This window comes from Streptomyces sp. NPDC003247, from assembly GCF_042888135.1.
GTDB lineage: Bacteria > Actinomycetota > Actinomycetes > Streptomycetales > Streptomycetaceae > Streptomyces.
The window spans coordinates 919476-941308 of sequence record NZ_JBIAPF010000001.1 but is presented as its reverse complement, the minus strand read 5'-3'; the positions used below and the strand labels follow the sequence as shown (position 1 = coordinate 941308).

The 21833-nt window shown below is 73.9% G+C and carries 18 protein-coding genes and 1 pseudogene; 18 read left to right on the top strand and 1 reads right to left on the bottom strand.

Annotation, left to right across the window (positions count from 1 at the left end):
- Positions 1-202: 202 nt before the first annotated feature.
- From ACFYWQ_RS03930 to ACFYWQ_RS03855, 16 genes are all read left to right on the top strand, one after another.
- The gene (locus tag ACFYWQ_RS03930) at positions 203-1303 is read left to right on the top strand and encodes a 3-dehydroquinate synthase family protein (RefSeq protein ID WP_389512501.1); all 1101 of its coding nucleotides are present in this window, start codon (positions 203-205) and stop codon (positions 1301-1303) included.
- Positions 1300-2145: a shikimate dehydrogenase family protein gene (locus tag ACFYWQ_RS03925; RefSeq protein ID WP_389512499.1), complete on the top strand. Its 846-nt coding sequence runs from the start codon at positions 1300-1302 to the stop codon at positions 2143-2145. The genes ACFYWQ_RS03930 and ACFYWQ_RS03925 overlap by 4 nt, the downstream gene beginning before the upstream one ends.
- Complete coding sequence (locus tag ACFYWQ_RS03920; RefSeq protein ID WP_389512497.1) at positions 2142-3293, top strand: aromatic ring-hydroxylating dioxygenase subunit alpha; 1152 nt, start codon at positions 2142-2144, stop codon at positions 3291-3293. Before ACFYWQ_RS03925 ends, ACFYWQ_RS03920 begins: the two co-directional genes overlap by 4 nt.
- Positions 3294-3388: 95 nt before the next feature.
- Positions 3389-3640 carry a phosphopantetheine-binding protein gene (locus ACFYWQ_RS03915; RefSeq protein ID WP_020129798.1) on the top strand — a complete coding sequence of 84 codons (252 nt, stop codon included), beginning with the start codon at positions 3389-3391 and terminating at the stop codon, positions 3638-3640.
- 20 nt (positions 3641-3660) lie between these two features.
- A complete protein-coding gene (locus ACFYWQ_RS03910; protein WP_389512495.1) occupies positions 3661-4407 on the top strand; it encodes an FkbM family methyltransferase in 747 nt (248 codons plus the stop codon).
- Positions 4408-4448: 41 nt separating this feature from the next.
- Positions 4449-6161 carry a carbamoyltransferase gene (locus ACFYWQ_RS03905; protein WP_389512494.1) on the top strand — a complete coding sequence of 571 codons (1713 nt, stop codon included), beginning with the start codon at positions 4449-4451 and terminating at the stop codon, positions 6159-6161.
- Between the two features lie 12 nt (positions 6162-6173).
- The gene (locus ACFYWQ_RS03900) at positions 6174-7382 is read left to right on the top strand and encodes a DegT/DnrJ/EryC1/StrS family aminotransferase (RefSeq protein ID WP_389512492.1); all 1209 of its coding nucleotides are present in this window, start codon (positions 6174-6176) and stop codon (positions 7380-7382) included.
- A complete protein-coding gene (locus ACFYWQ_RS03895) occupies positions 7382-8428 on the top strand; it encodes a Gfo/Idh/MocA family protein (protein ID WP_389512490.1) in 1047 nt (348 codons plus the stop codon). Before ACFYWQ_RS03900 ends, ACFYWQ_RS03895 begins: the two co-directional genes overlap by 1 nt.
- 21 nt (positions 8429-8449) lie before the next feature.
- Positions 8450-9661: a DegT/DnrJ/EryC1/StrS family aminotransferase gene (locus ACFYWQ_RS03890; protein ID WP_389512488.1), complete on the top strand. Its 1212-nt coding sequence runs from the start codon at positions 8450-8452 to the stop codon at positions 9659-9661.
- A 73-nt stretch (positions 9662-9734) separates the two neighbouring features.
- On the top strand, positions 9735-10583 hold the full coding sequence (locus ACFYWQ_RS03885) for an HAD-IA family hydrolase (RefSeq protein WP_389512487.1): 849 nt from the start codon (positions 9735-9737) through the stop codon (positions 10581-10583).
- Positions 10580-11050, top strand: a complete 471-nt coding sequence (locus ACFYWQ_RS03880) for a type II 3-dehydroquinate dehydratase (RefSeq protein WP_389512485.1) — start codon at positions 10580-10582, stop codon at positions 11048-11050. Before ACFYWQ_RS03885 ends, ACFYWQ_RS03880 begins: the two co-directional genes overlap by 4 nt.
- Positions 11051-11126: 76 nt before the next feature.
- The gene (locus ACFYWQ_RS03875) at positions 11127-13817 is read left to right on the top strand and encodes an AMP-binding protein (RefSeq protein ID WP_389512483.1); all 2691 of its coding nucleotides are present in this window, start codon (positions 11127-11129) and stop codon (positions 13815-13817) included.
- Positions 13814-14728 (top strand): ROK family protein, encoded by a 915-nt coding sequence (locus tag ACFYWQ_RS03870; protein ID WP_389512481.1) that lies wholly within the window; start codon positions 13814-13816, stop codon positions 14726-14728. Before ACFYWQ_RS03875 ends, ACFYWQ_RS03870 begins: the two co-directional genes overlap by 4 nt.
- Positions 14725-15738, top strand: a complete 1014-nt coding sequence (locus tag ACFYWQ_RS03865) for a glycosyltransferase family 2 protein (RefSeq protein ID WP_389512479.1) — start codon at positions 14725-14727, stop codon at positions 15736-15738. Before ACFYWQ_RS03870 ends, ACFYWQ_RS03865 begins: the two co-directional genes overlap by 4 nt.
- Positions 15735-17120 carry a condensation domain-containing protein gene (locus ACFYWQ_RS03860; RefSeq protein WP_389512477.1) on the top strand — a complete coding sequence of 462 codons (1386 nt, stop codon included), beginning with the start codon at positions 15735-15737 and terminating at the stop codon, positions 17118-17120. The genes ACFYWQ_RS03865 and ACFYWQ_RS03860 overlap by 4 nt, the downstream gene beginning before the upstream one ends.
- Before the next feature lie 352 nt (positions 17121-17472).
- Positions 17473-18783 (top strand): condensation domain-containing protein, encoded by a 1311-nt coding sequence (locus tag ACFYWQ_RS03855; RefSeq protein WP_389512476.1) that lies wholly within the window; start codon positions 17473-17475, stop codon positions 18781-18783.
- Between the two features lie 7 nt (positions 18784-18790).
- Here the strand turns inward: ACFYWQ_RS03855 and ACFYWQ_RS03850 are convergent, their stop codons facing one another.
- Positions 18791-19093: a phosphopantetheine-binding protein gene (locus ACFYWQ_RS03850; RefSeq protein ID WP_389512474.1), complete on the bottom strand. Its 303-nt coding sequence runs from the start codon at positions 19091-19093 to the stop codon at positions 18791-18793.
- Positions 19094-19382: 289 nt separating this feature from the next.
- On the opposite strand from ACFYWQ_RS03850, the gene ACFYWQ_RS03845 reads away from it, so the two are divergent.
- Together ACFYWQ_RS03845 and ACFYWQ_RS03840 are read left to right on the top strand one after the other, a co-directional pair.
- A complete protein-coding gene (locus tag ACFYWQ_RS03845) occupies positions 19383-20741 on the top strand; it encodes an MFS transporter (RefSeq protein ID WP_389512472.1) in 1359 nt (452 codons plus the stop codon).
- 887 nt (positions 20742-21628) lie between these two features.
- Positions 21629-21833: pseudogene (locus ACFYWQ_RS03840) on the top strand (hypothetical protein); the annotation flags it as partial.

The window sequence follows — 21833 nt, the reverse complement described above, 5'->3', positions numbered from 1 at the left end:
TCGGCCGTCGGCTTCCTGCGGGCCACCCTAACGGCTCGTCAAGTGCGCTACCAGAGCGCGAGTTCTCGACAGGAGGCTCGTGAAACCCCGGGCGCGCAACGAGAATTGGGCGTATCACTCTCTCGGGGGGTGACCATGATCAGTACCTGTGCGCTAGCATGCCCGTCGGTGAAGGCCGGACAGCCACGGGGGCACTGAAGGCATGAGCGCAATCCGTTCACGGGTGGAGGTCGGCGGGGGCGCGGAATCCGGCCTCAGCCGTGTCGACGTCACCTCGAAGGACCACCACTACGCCGTCCACGTCGGGCCGGGGGCCCGCCGGCTGCTGCCCGCGGTGCTGGAGGAGCTCGGCGTCGGCCGCGTCGCCGTCGTCACCGCCGTCCGCGAGCCACGGCTCCCCGACCCCGGCGTGCCGTTCACGGTCGTCCCGGTCGCCGACGGGGAGCACCACAAGACGCTCGCCACCGTCGAGACGTACTGCCGGGCGTTCGTCGCGGCCGGGCTCACCCGGGCCGACGCGGTCGTCGCCTGCGGCGGCGGGACCACCACGGACACCGTCGGCCTGGCCGCCGCCCTCTACCACCGCGGGATCAAGGTCGTGCACCTGCCGACCACGCTGCTCGCGCAGGTCGACGCCAGTGTCGGCGGGAAGACCGCCGTCAACCTCCCCGAGGGCAAGAACCTCGTCGGCGCCTACTGGCAGCCGAGCGCGGTGCTCTGCGACACCGACTTCCTGCACGGCCTGTCCCGGCGCGAACTCCTCAGCGGCTACGGCGAGATCGCCCGCTGCGCCTTCATCGGCGCCGGCGACCTGCGCGGCCTCGGCCTGCGGGAGCAGATCGTGGCGAGCGTCCGGCTCAAGGCCTCCGTCGTCGCGCGGGACGAGCGCGACCAGGGCGTCCGGCACCTCCTCAACTACGGGCACACCCTCGCCCACGCCGTCGAGCGGGCCACCGACTACACCTGGCGGCACGGCGAGGCGGTGGCCGCCGGAACGGTGTTCGCGGGACTCCTCGCGGGCCGGCTCGGACGGATCGGCACCGACCGGGTGACCCTGCACCGGGAGATGGTCGAGAGCTTCGGCCTGCCCACCTGGCGGCCCGCGGACGTCCCCGTGCCGGTGCTGGTGGAGCTCATGCGGCGGGACAAGAAGGGACGGGACACCGACACCGGGCTCACCTTCGTCCTCGACGGGCCGGACGGCGCGGAACTGGTCACCGGCGTCGACGAACGGCTGGTCGCCTCCGTCCTGGCGGACCTGCCCACGGGCCCCGCCCCGGCCGCCGCACCGGGAGCGCCATGACCGACCCCCGGCCCGCCGTCTCCGGCACCACCCGCCTCTACGTCGTCCTGGGCGACCCGGTGGCCCAGGTGCGCGCCCCCGGCCTGCTCAACGACCTGTTCGCCCGCACTGCGACGGACGCCGTGCTGGTCCCCGTCCACGTCGGCCCCGACGGGCTCGACGAGGTGATGCGCGGACTGCGCCGCACCCGCAACCTCGACGGCATCCTCGTCACCGTCCCGCACAAGATCGACGTGTGCCGGTACGCCGACGAGCTGGGGCCGGCCGCCGAGCTCGCCGGCAGCGCCAACGCCCTGCGCCGCAATGCGGACGGCACCTGGCGGGCCGACAACTTCGACGGAGCCGGCTTCGTCCACGGGCTGCGCGGCCACGGCCACGACCCCGCCGGGGAGCGGGTCGCCCTGTTCGGCGCCGGGGGAGCCGGGCGGGCCCTCGCCGCGGCCCTGCTCACCTCCGGCGCGGCCCGGCTGCTGCTGTTCGAGTCCGACCCGGAGCGCCGTACGGACCTCCTCGACCGGCTCGCGGCACACCGGCCGGGCTGGGCGCGGGCCGGTGCCGACGGCGACCTCGCGACCGCCGGCCTCGCGGTGAACGCCACCCCGCTCGGCATGCGCCCCGAGGACCCCCTGCCGTTCGACCCGGCCCACCTGCGCGCGGACTGCACGGTCGCCGACATCGTGATGAAACCCGCCGAGACCGCCCTGCTCCGGGCCGCCGCGGACAGCGGCCGGCCCGTCGTGCCGGGCCGCTCCATGCTGGACAGCCAGGTCCTGCTCTACCAGCGGTTCTTCGGACTGCCCGGCGGAGAGGGACACCGAGGAAACGGGAGGTTGGAGCGGTGATCGACCACGCCGGGGCCGTGGCCCTCGCACAGCGGGCCCTGGCCCACCTGGAGGTCGGCACGACCGATCAGGCCGACGACGTGATGCGGGTTCCCGTCGAGGAGTACCTCGACCCCGGACGCTGGCGGCGCGAGCTCGACACCGTGTTCCGGCGCGTCCCGCTCGCCCTCGCGCTCTCCGCCGAACTGCCCGCCGCCGGCACCTACAAGGCCCTCGACGCGCTGGGCACCCCGGTCCTCCTCAGCCGCGGCCGGGACGGCGTCGTACGGGCCTTCCTCAACGTCTGCCGCCACCGCGGCGCCCAGCTCTGCCCCGTCGGCACCGGCACCCGCCACCGCTTCCGCTGCCCGTACCACGCCTGGGTCTACGACGACCACGGCTCCCTGGTCGCCGTCCACAAGCCCGGCACCTTCGGCGACGTCGACACCGACGCCCTGGGGCTGCGGCCGCTGCCCGCCGTCGAGGGGTACGGGTTCGTGTGGGTCTCCCTCACCCCGGACCGGCCGATCGACCTCGACTCCTGGCTCGGCGACTACGCGCGGGAACTGGAACGGCTCGAACTCGACCGGTGGCACGTGTACGAGCAGCGGGAACTGGACGGCCCCGGCTGGAAGGTCGCCTACGACGGCTACCTGGAGAGCTACCACATCCAGGCGCTGCACCGGACGACGTTCGCCCCGACCTCCACCTCCAACCTGATGGTGGTCGACGCCTTCGGCCCGCACCAGCGGATCCTGTACCCCGCCAAGTCGATCCGGACCCTGCGCGACCTGCCGGTCGAGGAGTGGGACCCCGCCCCGCACTGCGGGACCGTCTACACCGTCTTCCCCAACGTGTCGGTCGCCGGCGCCTGGGAGGGACACGGCGTGGTCTCCCGGATCATGCCCGGCCCCACCCCCGACCGCAGCCGCACCGTGCAGACCATCGTGACCCGCGTCCCGCCGGTCACCGAGGAGGACAGGAAGTACACGGCGGAGTTCAGCGAACTCGTCGAACGCGGTGTGCTCGAAGAGGACTACCGCACCGGATTCGACGTACAGGCGGCCTTGTCCTCGGGGGCGAATACGCACTTCGTCTTCGGCCGCAACGAGATGGCGCTGCAACACCAGCGGAGATGGCTCGAACGTCTCCTTGCCGATGCCAAGTGACGTGTCAAGTCGCCTTTCTGATGGATATTCAGCATGGACAGCCCGGGTTCTTGCCCACTAGATTGTGATCCGACCGATCGAATGAAAGGCTGCGTGTGAACCGCGACGAAGTGCTTCAGGAGATACACCAAATCGCCAAGGAGTTCGCCGCCTCCAGTGGTCGAACGGTGAATGAGAACAGCAGCAACTTCCTCGAGGCGTACGGCTTCACTTCACTGGACGCGCTGGAGTTCCTGCTCCTTCTCGAAGAGCGCTTTGGTGTCACCTTCGAGGACGAGGATCTGACCGAGGACACCCTGACGTCCGAGGACCGCCTCGCCGACTACGTCGTCGAGCGTCTCGGCTGAGTCCCGGGAGAGCACCGGAAATGACGCCGCCGAAGCTGATGGAAGTGGCGGACGGGATCTCCGTGCACGCCGTCAGCGCGCTGGACGCGCGCTTTCTGTACGGGGAGATATTCCAGGGCGGCACCTATGCGGGCATTTCGCTGCCCGACGATCCGTTCGTCGTCGACGTCGGGGCGAACATCGGGCTGTTCACGCTCTTCGTGAAACAGCAGTGTCCCCGGGCGCGCGTACTGGCCTTCGAGCCGCTGCCCGAACTCGTCGCCGCCCTGCGCGCCAACGCGGCCCGGTTCGGCTGGGACGGCGTCGAGGCGCACGACGTGGCCCTCGGCGCCGAGGCGTCGGACGGCGTCTCCTTCCGCTACTACCCGCTGCTGCCCAGCAGTTCGACGCGGTACCCGCAGGACCAGGGACAGCTGAAGGAACTGCTCGGCCGGAGCTTCCCGCCGAGGGTCGTGGAGCGGATGTTCCAGGGGCGGGAGACCACCGTCCGCGTCGACCGGCTCTCCCGGTACCTCGGCACCGAGCGCCCCGTCGACCTGCTGAAGATCGACGCGGTGGGCTCCGAACTGGACATCCTGCGGGGGATCGACGAGCGGCAGCTCCCCCTGGTGCGCACCGTCGTCATCGACGCCCAGGACGTGCGCGGCCGGGTCGCCGAACTCTGCGCGTACCTGACGGAGATGGGGCTGGAGCCGAACGTACTCACACCTCCGGCGGCGGCCGGCGACGACGGACTGAACTGCCTGATCCACGCCGTGCGCCCGTGACCACGGCACACGCGCAGAGCTCGAAGAGGGGAAACCAGGGGATGCTGACGCTCGGCCTCGGCGGCTCCAACCACGACTTCGCGGCCTGTCTCGTCTCCGACGGCACCATCGCCGCCGGCATCGAGGAGGAACGGGTCCGCCGGGTCAAGTACTCGGTCGGGGTCAACTCACTGTTCAACCAGTCCTGGCGGTACTGCCTCGACACGGCCGGGGCGCGCCTCGCCGACGTCGACGTCGTCGTCGCCGACGACACCCTGCTGGCCCCCGCCTGGTTCCCGTTCCGCAAGCGCATCCACCTGATACGGCACCACATGGCGCACGCCGCCAGCACCTTCTACCCCTCACCCTTCGAGCGGGCCGCCATCCTCGTCGTCGACGGCGCGGGCAGCCTCATCGACGACCGGGGCGTGGAGACCCTCACCACCGCCGTCGGCGACGGCACCACCATCACCGAGCTGACCAAGGTGCTCGGCACGAACTGGTCCACCGACGGGCTCAGCGCCCTGCGCGTCTACCAGGCCGGCGACAGCGACCACTCCCTCGGCTACATGTACAAGGCGGTCAGCCACGCCATCGGCTTCACCCTGTACGAGGACGAGTACGAGGGCCGGCACTGGTACCTGTCCGAGGACGGCAAGACCATGGGTCTCGCCCCCTACGGAACGCCCCGCTACCGCAAGCGGTTCGCCGAGTACCTCACGCTCCTGCCCGACGGCCGCTACGAACTCCACCTGAAGGACGGCGGCCTCCTCGACTTCATCGAGCACGCCCTCGACGGCTACGAGGGCGACGAGCGCTTCGCCCGCGCCGCCGACCTCGCCTGGGCCGCGCAGGACACCCTGGAGGAGACCCTCCTGCACGTCGCCCGGCGGCTGCACGCCGACACCGGCCTGACCGACCTGTGCCTGGCCGGCGGCGTCGCGCTGAACTGCGTGGCCAACGGACGGCTGCTGCGCGAGACGCCGTTCGAGAACGTCTTCGTCCAGCCCGCCGCGGGCGACGGCGGCTGCGCCGTCGGCACCGCCTACTACGGCTACCACGTCATCGCCGGGCAGCCCCGCAAGGAGCCCGCCCGCACCGCCCAGCGCCACGCCTACCTCGGCCGCACCTACGACGACGGCGAGGTACGGGCCGCCCTCGACGCCTCCGGCCTGCCCTACCGCAAGGTCGCCGAGCCCGCCCGCACCGCCGCCGCACTGCTCGCCGACGGCAAGCTGCTGGGCTGGTTCACCGGAGGTTCGGAGTTCGGGCCGCGGGCGCTCGGCCACCGCAGCATCCTCGCCGACCCGCGGCACGCCGAGACCAAGGACGTCATCAACGCCCGCGTCAAGCACCGCGAGGCGTTCCGGCCGTTCGCCCCGGCCGTGCTGCGCGAGCACGCCGCCGACTGGTTCGACCTCGACATCGAGTCGCCGTACATGCTCATCGTCGCGCCGGTGCGGCCCGAGAAGCAGGCGCACGTGCCGGCGATCGTGCACGTCGACGGGACGGCCCGGGTGCAGACCGTGACGGCCGCCGACAACGGCGCCTACCACGAGCTCATCGCGCACTTCCACCGGCTGACCGGAGTGCCGGTGGTGCTGAACACGTCGTTCAACGACAACGGCCAGCCGATCGTCGAGACTCCGCAGCAGGCCCTGGAGTTCTACGGCTCCAGCCTGCTGGACCTGCTGGTCATCGAGGACTACGTGGTCGGACACTCCGCCGACGACCTGGACGCGTTGCCGCCGGCCGGCGACCGCGCCACCGACTGAGAGGGACGCACAGTGGTTCTGGCACTCGACGGCGGGACTCCGGTCCGCCGCCACGACTTCCCGGCCTGGCCCCACCACGACGACGCCGAACGCGAGGCGCTCGTCCGCGCCGTCGACCAGGGGCAGTGGTGGCGGGTCGGCGGCAGCGAGGTCACCTCGTTCGAGGCGGAGTTCGGCGCGTACCACGGCGGCACCGCGCTCGCCGTCACCAACGGCACGCACGCCCTGGAGCTCGGCCTGGAGCTGCTGGGCCTGGAGCCGGGCGACGAGGTGATCGTCCCCGCGTTCACCTTCATCTCCACCTCCATCGCCGTGCAGCGCGCCGGCGGCGTCCCGGTCCCGGTGGACGTCGACCCCGACACGTACTGCCTCGACCCGGCCGCGCTGGAGGCCGCGCGCACCGAGCGGACCCGGGTGGTCATCCCCGTGCACATGGCCGGGCACATCGCCGACATGGACGCCATCGGCGCCTGGGCGGACCGGCACGGCGTCGTCGTCTTCCAGGACGCGGCGCACGCCCACGGCGCCGTCCGCTCCGGACGTCGCGTCGGCGACTTCGGCACGCTCGCCGCGTTCAGCTTCCAGAACGGCAAGCTGATGACGGCGGGCGAGGGCGGCGCGCTGCTGCTGCCGTCGGCGGACCGGTTCGACGAGGCGTTCGCCCGGCACAGCTGCGGCCGGCCGATCGGCGACACCCACTACGAGCACCGCAGCCCCTCCTCCAACTACCGCATGACCGAGTTCGCCGGCGCGGTGCTGCGCGTCCAGCTCGGCCGGCTCGCCGAGCAGAACGAACGCCGGGAGAGCCGCTGGAAGACCCTGTCGGCGGCGCTGCGCGAGATACCCGGCGTGCTCCCGCAGGGCCGCGACCCGCACTGCGACCTCAACCCGCACTACATGGCCATGGCCGCCCTCGACCCCGAGGTCCACGCCGACGTCGACCGCGACCACCTGGTGCGGGCCCTGGTCGCCGAGGGCATCCCCGCCTTCGTCAACTACCCGCCGGTGTACCGCACCGAGGCCCACGCCGCCCTGATCGGCAACGGCCTGCCCGGCGTCGCGGAGCTCGCCGAGCGCAACCCGGTCAGCGAGCACCTCGGCGCCCGGGGCTTCTGGCTGCACCACCGGGTACTGCTGGGCACCGACGCCGACTGCGCCGACGTCGCCGAGGCCCTGGCCAAGGTGCTGTCCGCGCCGGCGGGGAAGAAGCGTCCCGCTTGATGAGGGTCGCCGTCGTGGGACTGGGCTGGGTGGCCCGCGAGGTGTGGCTGCCCCGGCTGGTCAAGCACCCCGCGTTCGAGGTCGTCGCCGTGGTGGAGCCGCGGCCCGAGGCCGTCGAGCGGGCCGGGGAGCTGATCGCCGGGGCCCGGCTGTGCGGCGGCCCCGGCGAGATCGGGCGGGACGACGCCGACCTGGTCTTCGTCCTCACCCCCAACCACACCCACGGCGCCCTCGCGAGCGGCTTCCTGCGCCGGGGCCTCGACGTCTTCCTGGAGAAGCCCACCGGCACCACACCGGGCCATCTGCGGCTGCTGGAGGACGCGGCCCGCGAGGGCGGCGGCCGGCTGCTGCTGTCCACCGCCGCCCGCCACCGCGCCGACGTCGGGGAACTGGCCCGGATCGTCGCCGCCGGGGCGCTCGGCACGCCCCGGCTCGCCGAACTGAGCTGGGTGCGCTCCCGGGGCATCCCCGGCAGCGACTGGTTCGCCCGCCGGGAGAGCGCCGGCGGCGGCGTCCTGGTCGACCTGGGCTGGCACCTCGTCGACGTCCTGCACCACCTGTGGGGCGCCTCCGCCGTGCGCGGCGCCACCGCCCTCGCCTCCAGCGACTTCCTCACCCGCGAGGGCTGGGGCGCCGAGTGGCACGCCGGCGCGGCCGCCCGCCCGACGGCCGACGTCGAGGACCAGCTGACCGCCCTGGTGGCCACCGAACGGTACGGCCTGCACCTGAGGTGCGCCTGGGCGTCGTACGAGACCGTCGACGTCACCCGGCTGGTGCTGCACGGCACCGAGGGCACCGCCGAGCTGACCACCACCTTCGGCTTCAGCACCCGCCGGGTGACCGCACCGGCCCTGACCCTGCGGGACCAGGACGGGGAGCGGCGCGTACCGCTGCCCCCGGCCGGCATCGGGGACGAGTACGACCTGCACCTGGACGCGCTGCGGGACGAGGCGGCGCGCGCCGACGCCACGGAGCGCGCCCTGCGGGAGGCCCGCGACGCCCTGGCCGTCGTCGACACCTGCTACCGCGCCACGGCTGCCCTCTAGACAGCACCGGAGACGAATGCCATGACCACATCCCTGTCCGAGCCCACCGCCCTGCGCTACGAACCGCTGCGCGGACTGGCCCTGTGGGGCGAGGAGGAGAAGGCGGCCGCGCTGGAGGTGCTGGAGAGCCGCTCCCTCTTCCGCTACTACGGGCCCGCCCTCCAGCGTCGCGTCGAGACCTTCGAGGAACGTTTCGCCGCCCTCCACCAGGCGCCCCACGCGGTGGGCGTGTCCTCCGGCACCGCCGCCCTGACCTGCGCCCTCATCGGCATGGGCATCCCCGAGGGCGGCGAGGTGATCGTGCCGTCCGCCACCTTCATCGGCTGTGTCAACGCCGTCGTCGCCGCGCGCGGCGTCCCGGTCTTCGCCGACATCGACGAGTCGCTCACCCTGGACCCGACGGCCTGGGAGGAGCTCGTCACCGAGCGGACCTTCGCCGTCATGCCGGTCCACCTCAACAACGCCGCCGCCGACCTGGACCCGATCCTCGCCGTCGCCGCGCGGCACGGCCTGAGGGTGCTGGAGGACGCCGCCCAGGCCTGCGGAGTCGGCTACCGGGGGCGGCCCGTCGGGGCGATCGGGGACGCGGGGGCGTTCAGCTTCCAGCTGGAGAAGAACATCACCGCGGGCGAGGGCGGCGCCGTCGTCACCCGTGACGCGGACGTCCACGACCGCGTCGTGCGCTACCAGGACCAGGGCGGGCAGTTCACCACCTCCCGCGGCGGGGACCGCGGCGGCACGGCGGGCGAGGCCTTCCTCGGCGCCAACCTGCGGATGACCGAGATCGCGGGCGCCGTCCTCTCCGTCCAGCTGGAGCGGCTCACCCCGATGCTGCGGCGGCTGCGCGACACCGCCCGCACCGTCCGCGCCGAACTCGCCGACCTGGACCTCGCATGGCGGCGGCTGCCGGACGAGGAGGGCAGCGGCGGCGACCTCACCCTGCTGCTGGAGAACCGTATGGCCGCCCGCCGCTTCGTCACCGCGCTCACCGCGGCGGGCATCCCCGCCGGCACCCTCTACCAGGGCCGCCTGGTCCACCAGAACCCCGCCGTGCGGGCCGGCCGCACCGCCTGGGGCACCGCCTGGGAGGCCCCCGGCCGGCTGCGCGCCAGCGAGGCGATCCTCGGCCGGTCGGTCACCGTCGGGCTCGGCGCGACCATGACCGACGACGACGTCGCCCACCTGGTGAGCGGCCTGCGGGCGGCCGCCGCCGGCGGAGCGACCGGTGAGTGACGTTCCGGTGGAGCGGGGGGTGGGCGGGGTTCCGGCGGAGCGGCCGGTGGGTGGCGTTCCGGGGGAGCGATCGGTGAGTGACGTTCCGGTGGAGCGGGGGGTGGGCGGGGTTCCGGTGGAGCGGCCGGTGGGTGGCGTTCCGGTGGAGCGGCCGGTGGGTGGCCTGCCGTCGCAGGGAGCGGTGAGCGGCCTGCCGGCGCGGGGACCGGTGGGCGATCTGGCGTCCCAGGGACCGGCGGGTGGCCTGTCGTCGCGGCGACCGGTGGGCGAACCGCCGCTGCGGGCCGTCGTCCTGGACCTCGACGGCGTCCTCATCGACAGCATCCACGTGATGCGCAGGGCCTTCCAGCGCGCGTACGCCCTCACCGTCGGCGACGGCGAGGCGCCCTTCGAGGAGTACCTCGCCCATCTGGGCCGGCACATGCCCGACACGCTGCGGATCATGGGCCTGCCCGTCGCGATGTACGAGCCGTTCGTCATCGAGAGCCGCAAGCTCGTGCACGAGATCGAACCCTGCCCCGGCGCCGCCGAACTGCTCACCGGCCTGCGCGAGGCCGGCCTCGCGCTCGCCGTCGCCACCGGCAAGACCCACGGACGGGCCGTCGAGGCGCTCTCCGCGACCGGACTGCTCGACCTGGTGGACGCCGTCTGCGGCAGCGACGAGGTCGCCCACGGCAAGCCCGCCCCGGACATCGTCCTGCTCGCCCTCGACAAGATCGGCGCCGCCGCCGAGGGCGCCGTCATGGTCGGCGACTCCGCCCTCGACCTGCGGGCCGGCCGCGCCGCCGGCACCCGCACCGCCGCGTGCCTGTGGGGCCAGGGCGACCGGGAGGAACTCCTCGGCCACCGGCCCGACCTCGTCGCCGCGTCCTGCGCCGAACTCGCCCTGCTCCTGCACCACCGTGAAGGGACCCCCGCGTGACCACCGCCCCGACCTCCCGTGACGTCCTGCTGCTCAACGGACCCAACCTGGGCACCCTGGGCACCCGCGAACCCGGGATCTACGGCACCACCACCCTCGCCGAGGTGGAGGAGGCGGTCGCCGCCCGGCTGGCCGCCGCCGGGTACGGGCTGCGCAGCGAACAGCACGACGGCGAGGGCGAGGTGATCCGCGCCCTGCACAAGCACCGCGACACCGCCGCCGCGATCGTCAACCCCGGCGCGCTGATGATCGCCGGCTGGAGCCTGCGCGACGCCCTCGCCGACTACCCGGCGCCCTGGGCGGAGGTGCACATCTCCAACGTCTGGGCCCGCGAGTCCTTCCGGCACAACTCCGTCCTCTCCCCGCTCGCCGTCGGCGTCATCGCCGGCTTCGGCACCCACGGGTACGAACTGGCGGCGGACGCGCTGCTGCGACGGCTGGCGGAGGCGGGCGGCGATGGGCGCTGAGCGGTCACGACCGCGGGCACGCCCCACAGCCCACCCCGGGGCGTCCTCGGACCCGTCTCGGGGTGGCCTGTCGGACGTGCCCCGGGATCTGTGGGAGGCGTTCTCCCGGCCGGACCTCGATCCGGACGCGCCCGCGCTGGGCGAGCTGACCCGGCGGGAAGCCGTCGCCCGGGTGGTGGAGCTGGCGGAGCGGCTGCGCGCGGCGGGGGTGCGCCCGGGTGAGCCCGTCGGCCTGCACGGCCCCAACCAGCCGGAGTGGGTCGTCGGGCTGCTCGCCCTGACCGCGGCCGGAGCATGCCCGCTGCTGCTGCCGGCCGACGCGCCCCCGGCGGAGGTACGACGGCTGTCCCGGGCCGTCGGGGCGGCACGACGGCTGCTGACGGACGGGGGGACACGGACACGGATCGAGGAGGGCGGGGACGCGGGGGGCGGTCCGGTCGGCGGGGACGGCCTGGTCGACGCAGAGGGCCTGGTGGGCGGAGACGGCTTGGTGGGTGGAGACGGCTTGGTGGGTGGAGACGGCTTGGTGGGTGGAGACGGCTTGGTGGGTGGAGACGGCTTGGTGGGTGGAGACGGCTCGGTGAGCGGCGTATGTCATGAGCCTGGCACCCTGCTCCTCGCGTCCTCCGGCTCGACCGGTGCCCCGAAGACGGTGGCCCGCACCCCGGCTTCGGTGATCGACGAGGGCCTCCGCTACCACCGCGCCGGCCTGGCCCTGCCCGACGACTCCGTGCTGCTGCCGCTGCCGCTGAGCCACGCCTACGCGCTCGGCTGGCTGGCCGGTGTGCTGGTCGCCGGGGCGCACGCCGACCCCGTGCCGCCCCGCGCCCTCGGCGCCGTGCACGCCAGGCTGCGGCAGGGGGCGACCGTCCTGGTCACCGTGCCCGGCCTGGCCCGCGTGCTGGCCCGGCGCCGGGCGCTCGCCGAGGACGCGCCCTACCCGGCCCTGCGGCGTGTGATGGCGGGCGCCGGCTATGTGGACGCCGAACTGGACGCCCTGTGGACCCGCGCCCTCGGCATCGGCGTCTCCCGCAACTTCGGCTCCAGCGAGACGGGCGCCGTGCTGTGGGGCGACCCCGGGCTGCCCTCGGGAGCCGTCGGCCACCCGATGCCCGGAGTCCGCGTCGACCTGCTGGGACCGGACGGCGAGCCCCTGCCGGGCCCGGCCCAGGGAGAGGTGGCGGTCGTCCTGGAGGACGGCTCGACCCACCGCATGCACGACCTCGCCGAGCGCGACGAGCACGGCGTCCACCGCATCCTGGGCCGGGCCCGCCGCGGAGTGGTCCGCCGGGGCGCGCGCTGGGTCTCCACCCTGGAGGTCGAGTCGGTGCTGCGCGGCGCCCCGGGCGTCGCCGACGTCTCGGTCACGGCGACCGGTCCGGACGACTCCGACGACCAGGGCCTCACCGTCGAGTACGTGCCCGCCGACGCCGGCCTCGCCGCGCCGGAGCGCGTCCAGGCGTACGCCCGCGCCCACCTGGCCGCCTACAAGGTCCCGGACGCCTTCCTGTCGCGGTACCGGCTGCGCCGCTCCGCCGTGGGCAAGGCACAGGCGGCACCCGTGTACCGTCTCGCCCGGCCCGCCGGGGACACCGCCGAGCGGGTCCTCGCGGCCGCCCTCACCGACCTCGGCCTGCCGCCGCGACTGGCGACGGGCGCCACGGCCGCGGACCTGGCCCGGACGGACCCGCTGCGCGCGGAGATGCTGATCCCCCTGCTGGACACGGCGTGTGCGCTGGGCCTGCTGGGGACGGACACGGGCACCGCGCTCCCGGCCGAGACCTGGGAGCGGCCGACGCGGACCGGGACGACGGTGACGGAGCCGGAGCCGGAGCCGGAGGCCGCGGCAGCGGCGACTACGGCGGTGCCGGCGGCCGTGGCAGCGACGGTGGCGACTACGGCGGTGACGGCGACGGCGGGGGTGACGGCGGTGCCGGCGGCCGTGGCAGCGACGGTGGCGACTACGGCGGTGACGGCGACGGCGGGGGTGACGGCGGTGACGGCGACGACGGCGGCGGCCGTGACAGCGACGGCGGCTGCGGAGACGGCGGCCGGGCGGATGCTGGCCGACCGGGTGCGGCACGGCGCCGCGTACACGCCGGACGGCGGCCCCCTGCCACCGGCCGCTGCGGTGAGCGCGTCCGACGACGCGTCCTCCGCACGTGCCGCAGTGGACGACTTCCTCGCGCGGGCCGCCGTGGACGGCCCGCTGCTGGAGGTGGGCGCGGGCGGCCTCCCACCGTCCGCCGGTGCGGAGTACGGGGGGCCCGGGGTAACTGGGGGAACCGGGGGGCCCAGCGGGTCCGGCGGGTCAAGCGGACCTGGCGTACCCGGCGTACCCGGCGTACCCGCTGTACCCGGCGTACCCGGCGTACCCGCTGTACCCGGCGTACCCGCTGTACCCGGCGTACCCGCTGTACCCGGCGTACCCGCCGTACCCGCCGGACCTGCCGTACCCGGCGGGTACGGCGCATGCGTCGTCGTCGGCGGGGTGCACGACCCCGTGCCCCGGCTCGGTGCCCTCGCGGCGCTGCTGCGGCCCGAGGGCCTGCTGGTGCTGGCCGACGCCTTCGTGGCCGACGCGCGGGTCCTGCCCGACGGGGCGAGCCGTACGGCGGCGGTCCGATGGCTGGCCGAGGGACGCCTGCACTGGTGGACGGTGCCGGAGCTCCAGGCGGCACTAGAGTCCGTAGGGCTGCGGGTGGAGGAGAGCCGGGCCGTGGGAGCGGGTGCCTGGTCGGTCGTGATCGCGCGGAAGCCGGCATGACCGGCGCGGTCCTCGCCGTGGACATCGGCGGCACGAAACTCGCCGTGCGCGCCCTGGCCGACGGCGTCACCGTGCACGAGCGCACCCTCCCCTGGCGCGACGGCGCCGACCCGGACGCCGACCTGGACCTGCTCGGGGCGTCGGTGTCCGAGGCGGCCGGGGCGCTCGGGACCGCCCCGGTGCGGATCGGCGTGGCGGCGGCGCCCAACGTCGACGGTGACGGGCGTGTCGTCGGCTGGCCCAACCGGCCGGGCTGGACCGGCCGTTCCCTGCGCGTGCCGTTCGCGCGCACCGGTGCCGAGGTTCTGTTCGGCGACGACGCGACGCTCGCCGCACTGGCCGAGGCCCACGCCACCGGCTGCCGCGACCTGGTCTACCTGGGCCTCGGCACGGGCGTCGGCGGCGGCCTGGTCTGCGGTGGCCGGCTGCTGACGGGAGCGTGGGGGACGGCGGGCGAGGTCGGCCACCTGGTGGTCGACCCGGCCGGTCCGCCCTGCCGGTGCGGCCGGCGCGGCTGCCTCCAGGCCGGCGTGTCGGGCCCCGCCCTGGCCGCTCACGCCGCCGCGCGGCGCGGCCGTACCACCACGACCGCGGAACTGGTGGCGGGCGTGGCGGACGCCGAGGACTGGGCGGAGCACACCCTCGATCACGCGGCCGGCCTGATCGCCCGTGCCCTGGCCGTCCTCACGGAGCTCGTGCAGCCGGCCCGCGTCCACATCGGCGGCGGCCTCGGCTCCGCGCTCACGGCCCTGCCGGAGCGGGTGGCGCCGCGGCTGGCCGCGACGGTACGGGCGGGGCGTCCGGTGCCGGAGGTCCGGCCCGCCGTGCACGGGGCCCATGCGTCGCTCGCCGGAGCGGCCCTGCTCGCCGCTCGCGGTGCGGCCCTGCTCGGTGAGGAGAGCGTGGCATGACCCGCCCGGTGCTCAGCGTGGTGATCCCCACCCGGGACAAGGCGGCCAGCCTGCGGCTGGTGCTGGCCTGTCTGGCCCGGCAGACGGGGGCCGGCCCGTACGAGACCGTGGTGGTCGACGACGGGTGCACCGACGGCACCCCCGGGGTCGTGGCGGACGCCGCGGGCCGGCTGCCGCTGCGGACCGTGCCCGGGCCGGGGGCGGGCCGGGCCGCGGCCCGCAACGCCGGCGCGCGGGCCGCGCGCGGGACGCTCCTGCTCTTCCTGGACGACGACATCCTGCTCCCGCCCGCCGCGCTGACGGCCCACGTCGCCGAGCACGCCCGCCCCGGCCCCGCCTGCGTCCACGGACCGCTGCGCGAGCTGCCCGGCGCCCGGCGTCTGCTGGCGTCGGCGGACGAAGTGCTCGACGACCCGTACGGGACGGCGGCCGGCGGCCGCTTCGGACGTACCGTGTCGACCGCCCTGGAGCGCCTGGTCCTCGGCATGGCCGACGGCGGGCTGCCGCCCGTGTCGCCGTGGCTGACGTGCGTCGGGGCCAACACCTCCATGCCGTACGAGGTGTGGGAGGCGGCCGGCGGGTACGACGAGGCGTTCGGGACCACGTGGGGCTGCGAGGACCTCGAACTCGGACTCCGGCTCTGGCGGTCGGGGGCGCGGATGCGGCTGGCGCCCGCCGCGCCGGGCGTCCACCTCACCCACGAACGCGCGGACCGCTGGGAGCAGCACACCGTCAACCTCACCCGCTTCACCGCCAAGCACCCGATCCCCGCCGTGCGGGCCCTGCCGGAACTCCTCGGCCCCTCGGGCAACGCCCGGCGCTACGTCACGGCCGTCCGCACCTTGGACGGAACGCAGCAAGAGGCCGTTCGCACCCTGGACGGGACGCAGCAAGAGGCCGTCCGCACCTCGGACGGGACGCAGCAAGAGGCCGTCCGCACCTCGGACGGGACGCAGCAAGAAGCCGTCCGCACCCTGGACGAGACCCTGGAAGAGAGCGACCGCTCATGACGCACACCTCCGCGAGTGCGGATGCGCTGCCCCCGTACTCCCGCCAGGACTGGTGCTGGCAGTGGATGCGCAGCTACCCCGTCGACTCGGCGCCGATCGAGTCGACCGAGACGCTGCTGCTGCGGGGCCCGCTCGACGTGGGCGCGCTGCGGGACGCGCTCGCCGAGATCGAGACCCGGCACGAGGCACTGCGCCTGCGGCTGACGGCCCCGCCCGGACCCGACCCGTCCGCCGTGTGGCCCGGCCAGACGCTCCGGCCCGACCCGGGGCGGCTGACCACCGTCCGGGTGCGGCCGGAGGATCTGACGGCCGAGGCGGAACGAATACTCGGCCGGCCCCTCGACCTGACCGACCGCATGGTGCGCGCGACCCTGCTCCGGGCGGGCGAGCGGGAACACCTGCTCGTCGTGCAACTGCACCACCTGATCTTCGACGGCTCCTGCCACCACCTCTTCCGCGCACTGCTCGCCGAGGCCTACACCCGGCGTGTCGCACCCGGCCGGAGCGCCACGCCCGGCATGCGCCGTACCGAGCCGGAGAGCTACACCGGGCTGATCCGGCGCGAGCAGGAACCCGAGGCGCGGTCCCGGGTGCGGAAGCGGGCGGCCGCGCTCGCCGCGGAACTGCGCGCGCACGGCACCAGGGAGCCGCTGCCCGGCGACGCCGCCGCGGTCGTCGCCGACACGCGGTTCGCGTCCGTGTCCCTCGACCTGACGGCGGACCGGACGCGACGGCTGCTGCGGAGGTCGCGCGCCGAACGGGTCACCCCGCACACCGTCCTGCTCGCGGCCCTCGCCCGCGCCGTGGCCACGGAGTACGACCGGGACCGGCTGGTGTGCTCGGTGTACACGCACGGGCGGACCTCACCGGCCGCCCACGAGACGCTCGGCCTGTTCAGCAACGTCGTGTCGGTGCCCCTGGAGACGGCCGGCGGGCCGCTGCCCGCGTACGTCCGGTCCGTCCACGAGGGCGTACGACGGGCCTCGGACACCGCCGACCTGCCGTTCACGGACGTCGCCTCCCGCGTCCTGGACCGTCCGTCGGACGACGGGGCGTACTGCCGCAGCGCGCTGGCCCACCTGGAGCTGAGGCTGACCGGGGTGACGGGCCTGCTGCCGGTGGACCAGTACCGGTCGACGGCGCTGGCACCGGAGGTGGAGGTGATCCCGCAGATCATCACCGCCGACCACCCGGTGCCCGTCTTCAACGGCCTGGAGCGGGCATTGGCGTGCGCCGCCACCCTCTTCACCGACATGCGGCTGAAAGCCGGAGCCCTCATCGGCGAACTCTGGTTCGAGCGGGGCTATCACGACGCCGGGCGAATCGCACGTGTGGCCGAGAATTATCACGACTTCGTGGGACGGTTGTCGGACGACGTCTGAATTGCCGGGCCCCGGGGGCGCGCCGATTGCCTCTCCCGAGTGCTCCGAAAATCGGACGCCCTTTTCCAAAGACCTTGTTGACGCCGGATCATCCAGGCTGGAAGCATTTCCCTGCCACCGTTCGGTGGCGGACGGAACAGCGACGATAGGAGTCGAAATGGTCAAGGTCAACTCGGTGAGCCTCGCCCTGATCGATGTCAAGCAGCTGCGTCGCCAGGCCGCGGCCAAGTAGAACCCTCGGCGGGTGTCGCCCGGCGGCCTCGGGCGCCGGGTGGCACTCGCCGCACCTTTCCGGGAAGCGGGGCGCATGCGACAGGCGAGCGGGACAGAAACGGTTTTTCACGCCACGGAATTGAGCCGGCACCAGCTGCGGCTGTGGCAGGTGGAATGCGCGGTCCGGGGAAGTGCACTGCTGCATACGGGCATTGCGCTGAGACTCGACGGCGAACTGGACGAGAAACGGCTCACCCGGGCCGTGGCCTCCGTCCTCGGCCGTCATGAACTGCTCGCCACCGGATTCCACGCGGACGGCGAGACCCTGACCCTCGGCCCCGCGGTCCCCCACGAGACCCGGGTCCAATACCGCCCCGACCTGCGTCCCGACGACGCCGGGCACCTCGCGGAGGTCCGCCGGTGGGCGACCGAGGCCCAGACGGAGCCCTTTCCCCTCACCGGGGAGGCACTGGCCCGAGCGGACCTGCTGATCCTCGGCGACGGCGACGGTGATGGCCACGGTGATGGCCACGGTGATGGTGATGGGCCCGGTGATGGCGACGGCGAGCGTGACGGCTGTGCCGTCCTCGTCCTGACCTTCCACCGCCTGGTGATGGACCTCTTCTCCCTGCACCAGGTGGTGGCGGACCTCCAGGAGGCCTACGCCGCCGACGGGCCGCCCGCCCGCGCCGACCGCTACTCCGCCCTCCTGGCCGCCCGGGAGAACCGCCGGTCCCGCGACTGGGAGTTCTGGCGGGTCGCACTGGCCGGCTTCCCCACGCCGTGGATCGGCGAGCGGCGACCGGAGCCGGGCTGGCTCCCGGCCGGCGCCGAGCTGCGCCTCCCCCTCCCCGCGGATCTGCCCGCCGTACTCCGGACCGGCGCCCGGGAGGCCCGCTGCACCCCCACCGTCCTCGTCGTCGCCGCGGCGGCCCGCCGGGTCCTGGAACACTCCGGTGCCGACGACCTCGTCCTCGGCACCATGTCCGCCAACCGTATGAACTCCGATGCCGTGGGTCCGCTCGCCCAGGCCGTCCTCGTCCGCGTCGGCGCGCGCGCACCGTACGGCGAGGAAGGGCCTCTGGCCCAGGTCAGGCGGGGGATGCGGGAGGGGATGGCGCACCAGGGGGTGGAGTTCGAGGAGATCGTCGAACTGCTCACGGACGAGAAGGGCGTGGCCCGCGACGACCTGGCCCCGCTGAGCGTCACCGTGACCGACGACTCCTGGCGGACCTCCGCGGCCGGGCTCACCTTCACCCCGTTCGACCTGGAGGAGGACGACGACACGGCGGAGCCGGCCGCGCCGGTGGTGCGCCCGTCCCAGCTGGACGTGGAGCTGAACCTGTCCGGCACCCGGCCGGAGCTGGTCGTCACCTACGACCGCGCGTGCTTCGGCCCCGACTGGTGCGCGCGGTTCGCGGCCGGCCTGCTGGCCGACCTGCGGACCTGACCGCCGATCAGGCGGCGCCGTGCGTCGAGTCGATGAGCTCCTGGCCCAGCCGCCGTACGTCGCCGAAACGGGCCTCGTCGAGCAGCGCGGTCATCAGGCAGACGTCCAGGTCCTCCACGTCCGGGGCGCACTCGGCCGCCTCGGCGGCGATCCGGGCCGCGTGCAGGGACGTGCCGCCGGCCTCGTAGAAGTCCGTGTCCTCCTCGGCGGGCGTGCCCAGGACGCCCTGCCAGGCCGCCGCGAGGGCCGTGGCCAGCACGTCCGGACCGGCGGGATCCCTCGGTGTGCTCGGAGTTGCCGCATGCGCCATGGCAGGAACATAACGCAGCCGCAGGGATGCCGTCCGCGCATCGTGGATCACGTGGGTGGTGCGGTGGGGAGCGGTCGGGGATGCTGACGGGGACGCGGATGCTGACGGGGACAAGGACGCGGACGGGGATGCGGATGCCGACGGGAACGAGAGCACGAACGGGGACGAAGGCGCGTACGGGGATGCGGATGCGCACGGGGACAGAAGTGCGTACGGAAACACGAACGCGGACGGGAACACGAGCGCGGACGGGAACACGAGCGCGGACGATGACGGGAAGGGCCGCCCGATGACGGCCGCCGGCCGACTGGCCGCCCGACTCCCCCTGGACCTCCTGCGCGAGCGCACCCTGCGGCGGCTGTTCGCCGCTCACGCCGCCTCCGTGCTGGGCAGCAGCATGATGCCCATCGCCCTGTCCTTCGCCGTGCTGGACAACGGCGGCGGGGCGAGCGGAGTGGGCCTGGTGCTGGGGGCGCAGACCGCGCCCCTGATGGTGTTCCTGCTGGCGGGCGGGGTGCTGGCGGACCGGTGGGGGCGCCGGGTCACGATGATCGGCAGCGACCTGGTGCGGGCGGCCGTCGAGACCACCATGGTCGTCGTCCTGCTGACGACGGGACTGCCGACGGCCGGGTTCGTGGCGTTCGCGGCGGTGCTCTCCGTCGCCGCGGCCTTCTTCCACCCCGCCTTCCACGGGTTCGTCCCCGAGGTGGTCCCGGAGAAGCGGCTCCAGGAGGCCAACGCCCTGGGGTCCACGCTCCAGTCGATCGGCTCCCTGGTGGGCCCCGCCGTCGGCGGTGTGCTCGTCGCCTGGACCGAGCCGGCCTGGGTGATCGCCATCGACGCGGCGACCTTCCTGGTCAGCGCGCTGCTCCTGGCCGGCGTACGGACGACGCCGACAGCACGTGCCGACCGCGCGGACGAGAGCTTCCTGCGCCAGCTCAAGGAGGGCTGGCGGGAGTTCCGTTCACGGACCTGGCTGTGGTCCCTCCTCGCCTACACCTCCCTGGCCTGCACGTTCGTCCTCTGCCCGGTGATGGTCCTCGGCATCACCTCCGTCGGCGGCAAGGAGCACGGCGCCGCCCAGTGGGGCACCGTCCTCGCCGCCGAGGGCGTCGGCGCCCTCCTCGGCGGTCTCCTCGGCATGCGCCTGACGTTCCGCAGGCCTCTGCTCGCCTCCGTCTTCTGCACCTTCGGCCTGGGCCTGTTCGCCGCCCTCCTCGCCCTGGGCGCCCCGGTCCACGTCCTCGTCGCGGGCTCGCTCCTGTCCGGCGCGGGCTTCGCCCTCCTGCACATCCTGTGGACGAGCAGCCTCCAGGCGGACGTCCCCTCCGAGGTCCTGTCCCGCGTCAGCGCCTACGACGGCGTGGCGACGGTCCTGTCCATGACCGTCGGCTACTGGTGGGCCGCCCCGGCCGCCGCCCGCGTCGGCACCGCGCCCCTGCTGTGGTTCGGCGTGGTCTGGACCGTGGCGAGCGCGGCCGTGATGCTCGCCGTACCGCAGATCCGCCGCTCGGCGATCGGGGCGGCCCGGGAGCCGCGCGACGGCGGGAACACGGCGGTCACGGAAGAGCCCTTCCAGGGGGAGGGCGGAGACTTGCAGCCCCCGGCAGGACTCGAACCGGCGGCCAAGCGCCTGGAAGGCGCCTGACGGGTCACGCCCCCACCCCCGCTGACCGGCTTCCGTCCCTCTGCGCGGCGTACCGCCGACCGGCCTTCGGTACGCCTTCGGCATGCGTTCGACACGCGCTCGACAGGGCGTCAGAGGCCGTACTGCCGAAGGTCCGTTCCCGGGCGGGTCCGGCACGGCGGGGACACGGGCTGCCCTCTCCCGGCTTGCTGGCGAGGCGAGGCCGGGGGAGGGGGGCTCGTCGGATCTAGTCGGCGGTCACGCGGACGTCTGTGGCCCTCGGGCTGACACCGCGTTCACGGCAGAACCGCAGACCAGCACCGCTGACAGTGCGATCAAGCTGGTCAGGACGTCCTGGAGCTGTGCGACGGGGCCGTAGACGACCAGGATGACGACGAGGACGGTTGTCCAGTCTCGCAGTCGGGGGATTGAAAGCGGGTTCGTCGGGGTCACTTTCATGGCAGTACCTCCTAGGTGCTCGCCCACCGTCGCCGCTCTTGCCGGTAAGCCTGCGCGGCGATCGGTGGGCGTTCGCGTTGGGACACTGTGATGCGGGTCTCCCCTCAGCGTGCGGCGGAGTAACGGCCCGTAAGCGTGACCTTTACGGCATGCCCGATGGTCGGATTATCGGATGATTTGCGCGATGGTTCGGGCGGCGAGGGGTGCCCGACGCGCGCGCAAGGCGGTCCTGCCGCCGCACGTCGGCTGACCGTCCCGGCCGGCCGGCGCTGCGGACTTCACGACGCGACCACTGTCATGTCACGAACGTGTCCTGGAGGCGGTCGAGAGGCAACTTGGGCAACCGCACCGGCCGTCTGGGGAATCAGAAAGCCACACGGGCGAACAGTCGCCCAGCTCATTCGGCCGCTCCCAGGAGCGACAGCCCCACGCAGAGGACAGATACCAGCATGCGCACTCGGAAGATCTCGGTACTGGCCATGACCGCAGTGGCCCTCGGCCTGGCGCTGACGGCATGCAACAACGACGGTGGCGACAACGCGTCCTCTTCTGCGAGCAGCTCATCGGCGACGGCCACGAGCACCCCGCAGTCCGGCACTGCGGAGGGCGAGTCGTCCGGCACGCCCGCCAAGTCCGACACGAAGTGCACGGATC

Bases quoted from the DNA above. Each gene is read 5' to 3' on its own strand.
- ACFYWQ_RS03895 (WP_389512490.1), top strand. From the start codon at position 7,382: ATGAGGGTCGCCGTCGTGGGACTGGGCTGGGTGGCCCGCGAGGTGTGG.
- ACFYWQ_RS03865 (WP_389512479.1), top strand. From the start codon at position 14,725: ATGACCCGCCCGGTGCTCAGCGTGGTGATCCCCACCCGGGACAAGGCG.
- ACFYWQ_RS03905 (WP_389512494.1), top strand. From the start codon at position 4,449: ATGCTGACGCTCGGCCTCGGCGGCTCCAACCACGACTTCGCGGCCTGT.
- ACFYWQ_RS03870 (WP_389512481.1), top strand. From the start codon at position 13,814: ATGACCGGCGCGGTCCTCGCCGTGGACATCGGCGGCACGAAACTCGCC.
- ACFYWQ_RS03860 (WP_389512477.1), top strand. From the start codon at position 15,735: ATGACGCACACCTCCGCGAGTGCGGATGCGCTGCCCCCGTACTCCCGC.
- ACFYWQ_RS03930 (WP_389512501.1), top strand. From the start codon at position 203: ATGAGCGCAATCCGTTCACGGGTGGAGGTCGGCGGGGGCGCGGAATCC.
- ACFYWQ_RS03890 (WP_389512488.1), top strand. From the start codon at position 8,450: ATGACCACATCCCTGTCCGAGCCCACCGCCCTGCGCTACGAACCGCTG.
- ACFYWQ_RS03850 (WP_389512474.1), bottom strand. From the start codon at position 19,093: ATGGCGCATGCGGCAACTCCGAGCACACCGAGGGATCCCGCCGGTCCG.
- ACFYWQ_RS03925 (WP_389512499.1), top strand. From the start codon at position 1,300: ATGACCGACCCCCGGCCCGCCGTCTCCGGCACCACCCGCCTCTACGTC.
- ACFYWQ_RS03910 (WP_389512495.1), top strand. From the start codon at position 3,661: ATGACGCCGCCGAAGCTGATGGAAGTGGCGGACGGGATCTCCGTGCAC.
- ACFYWQ_RS03845 (WP_389512472.1), top strand. From the start codon at position 19,383: ATGACGGCCGCCGGCCGACTGGCCGCCCGACTCCCCCTGGACCTCCTG.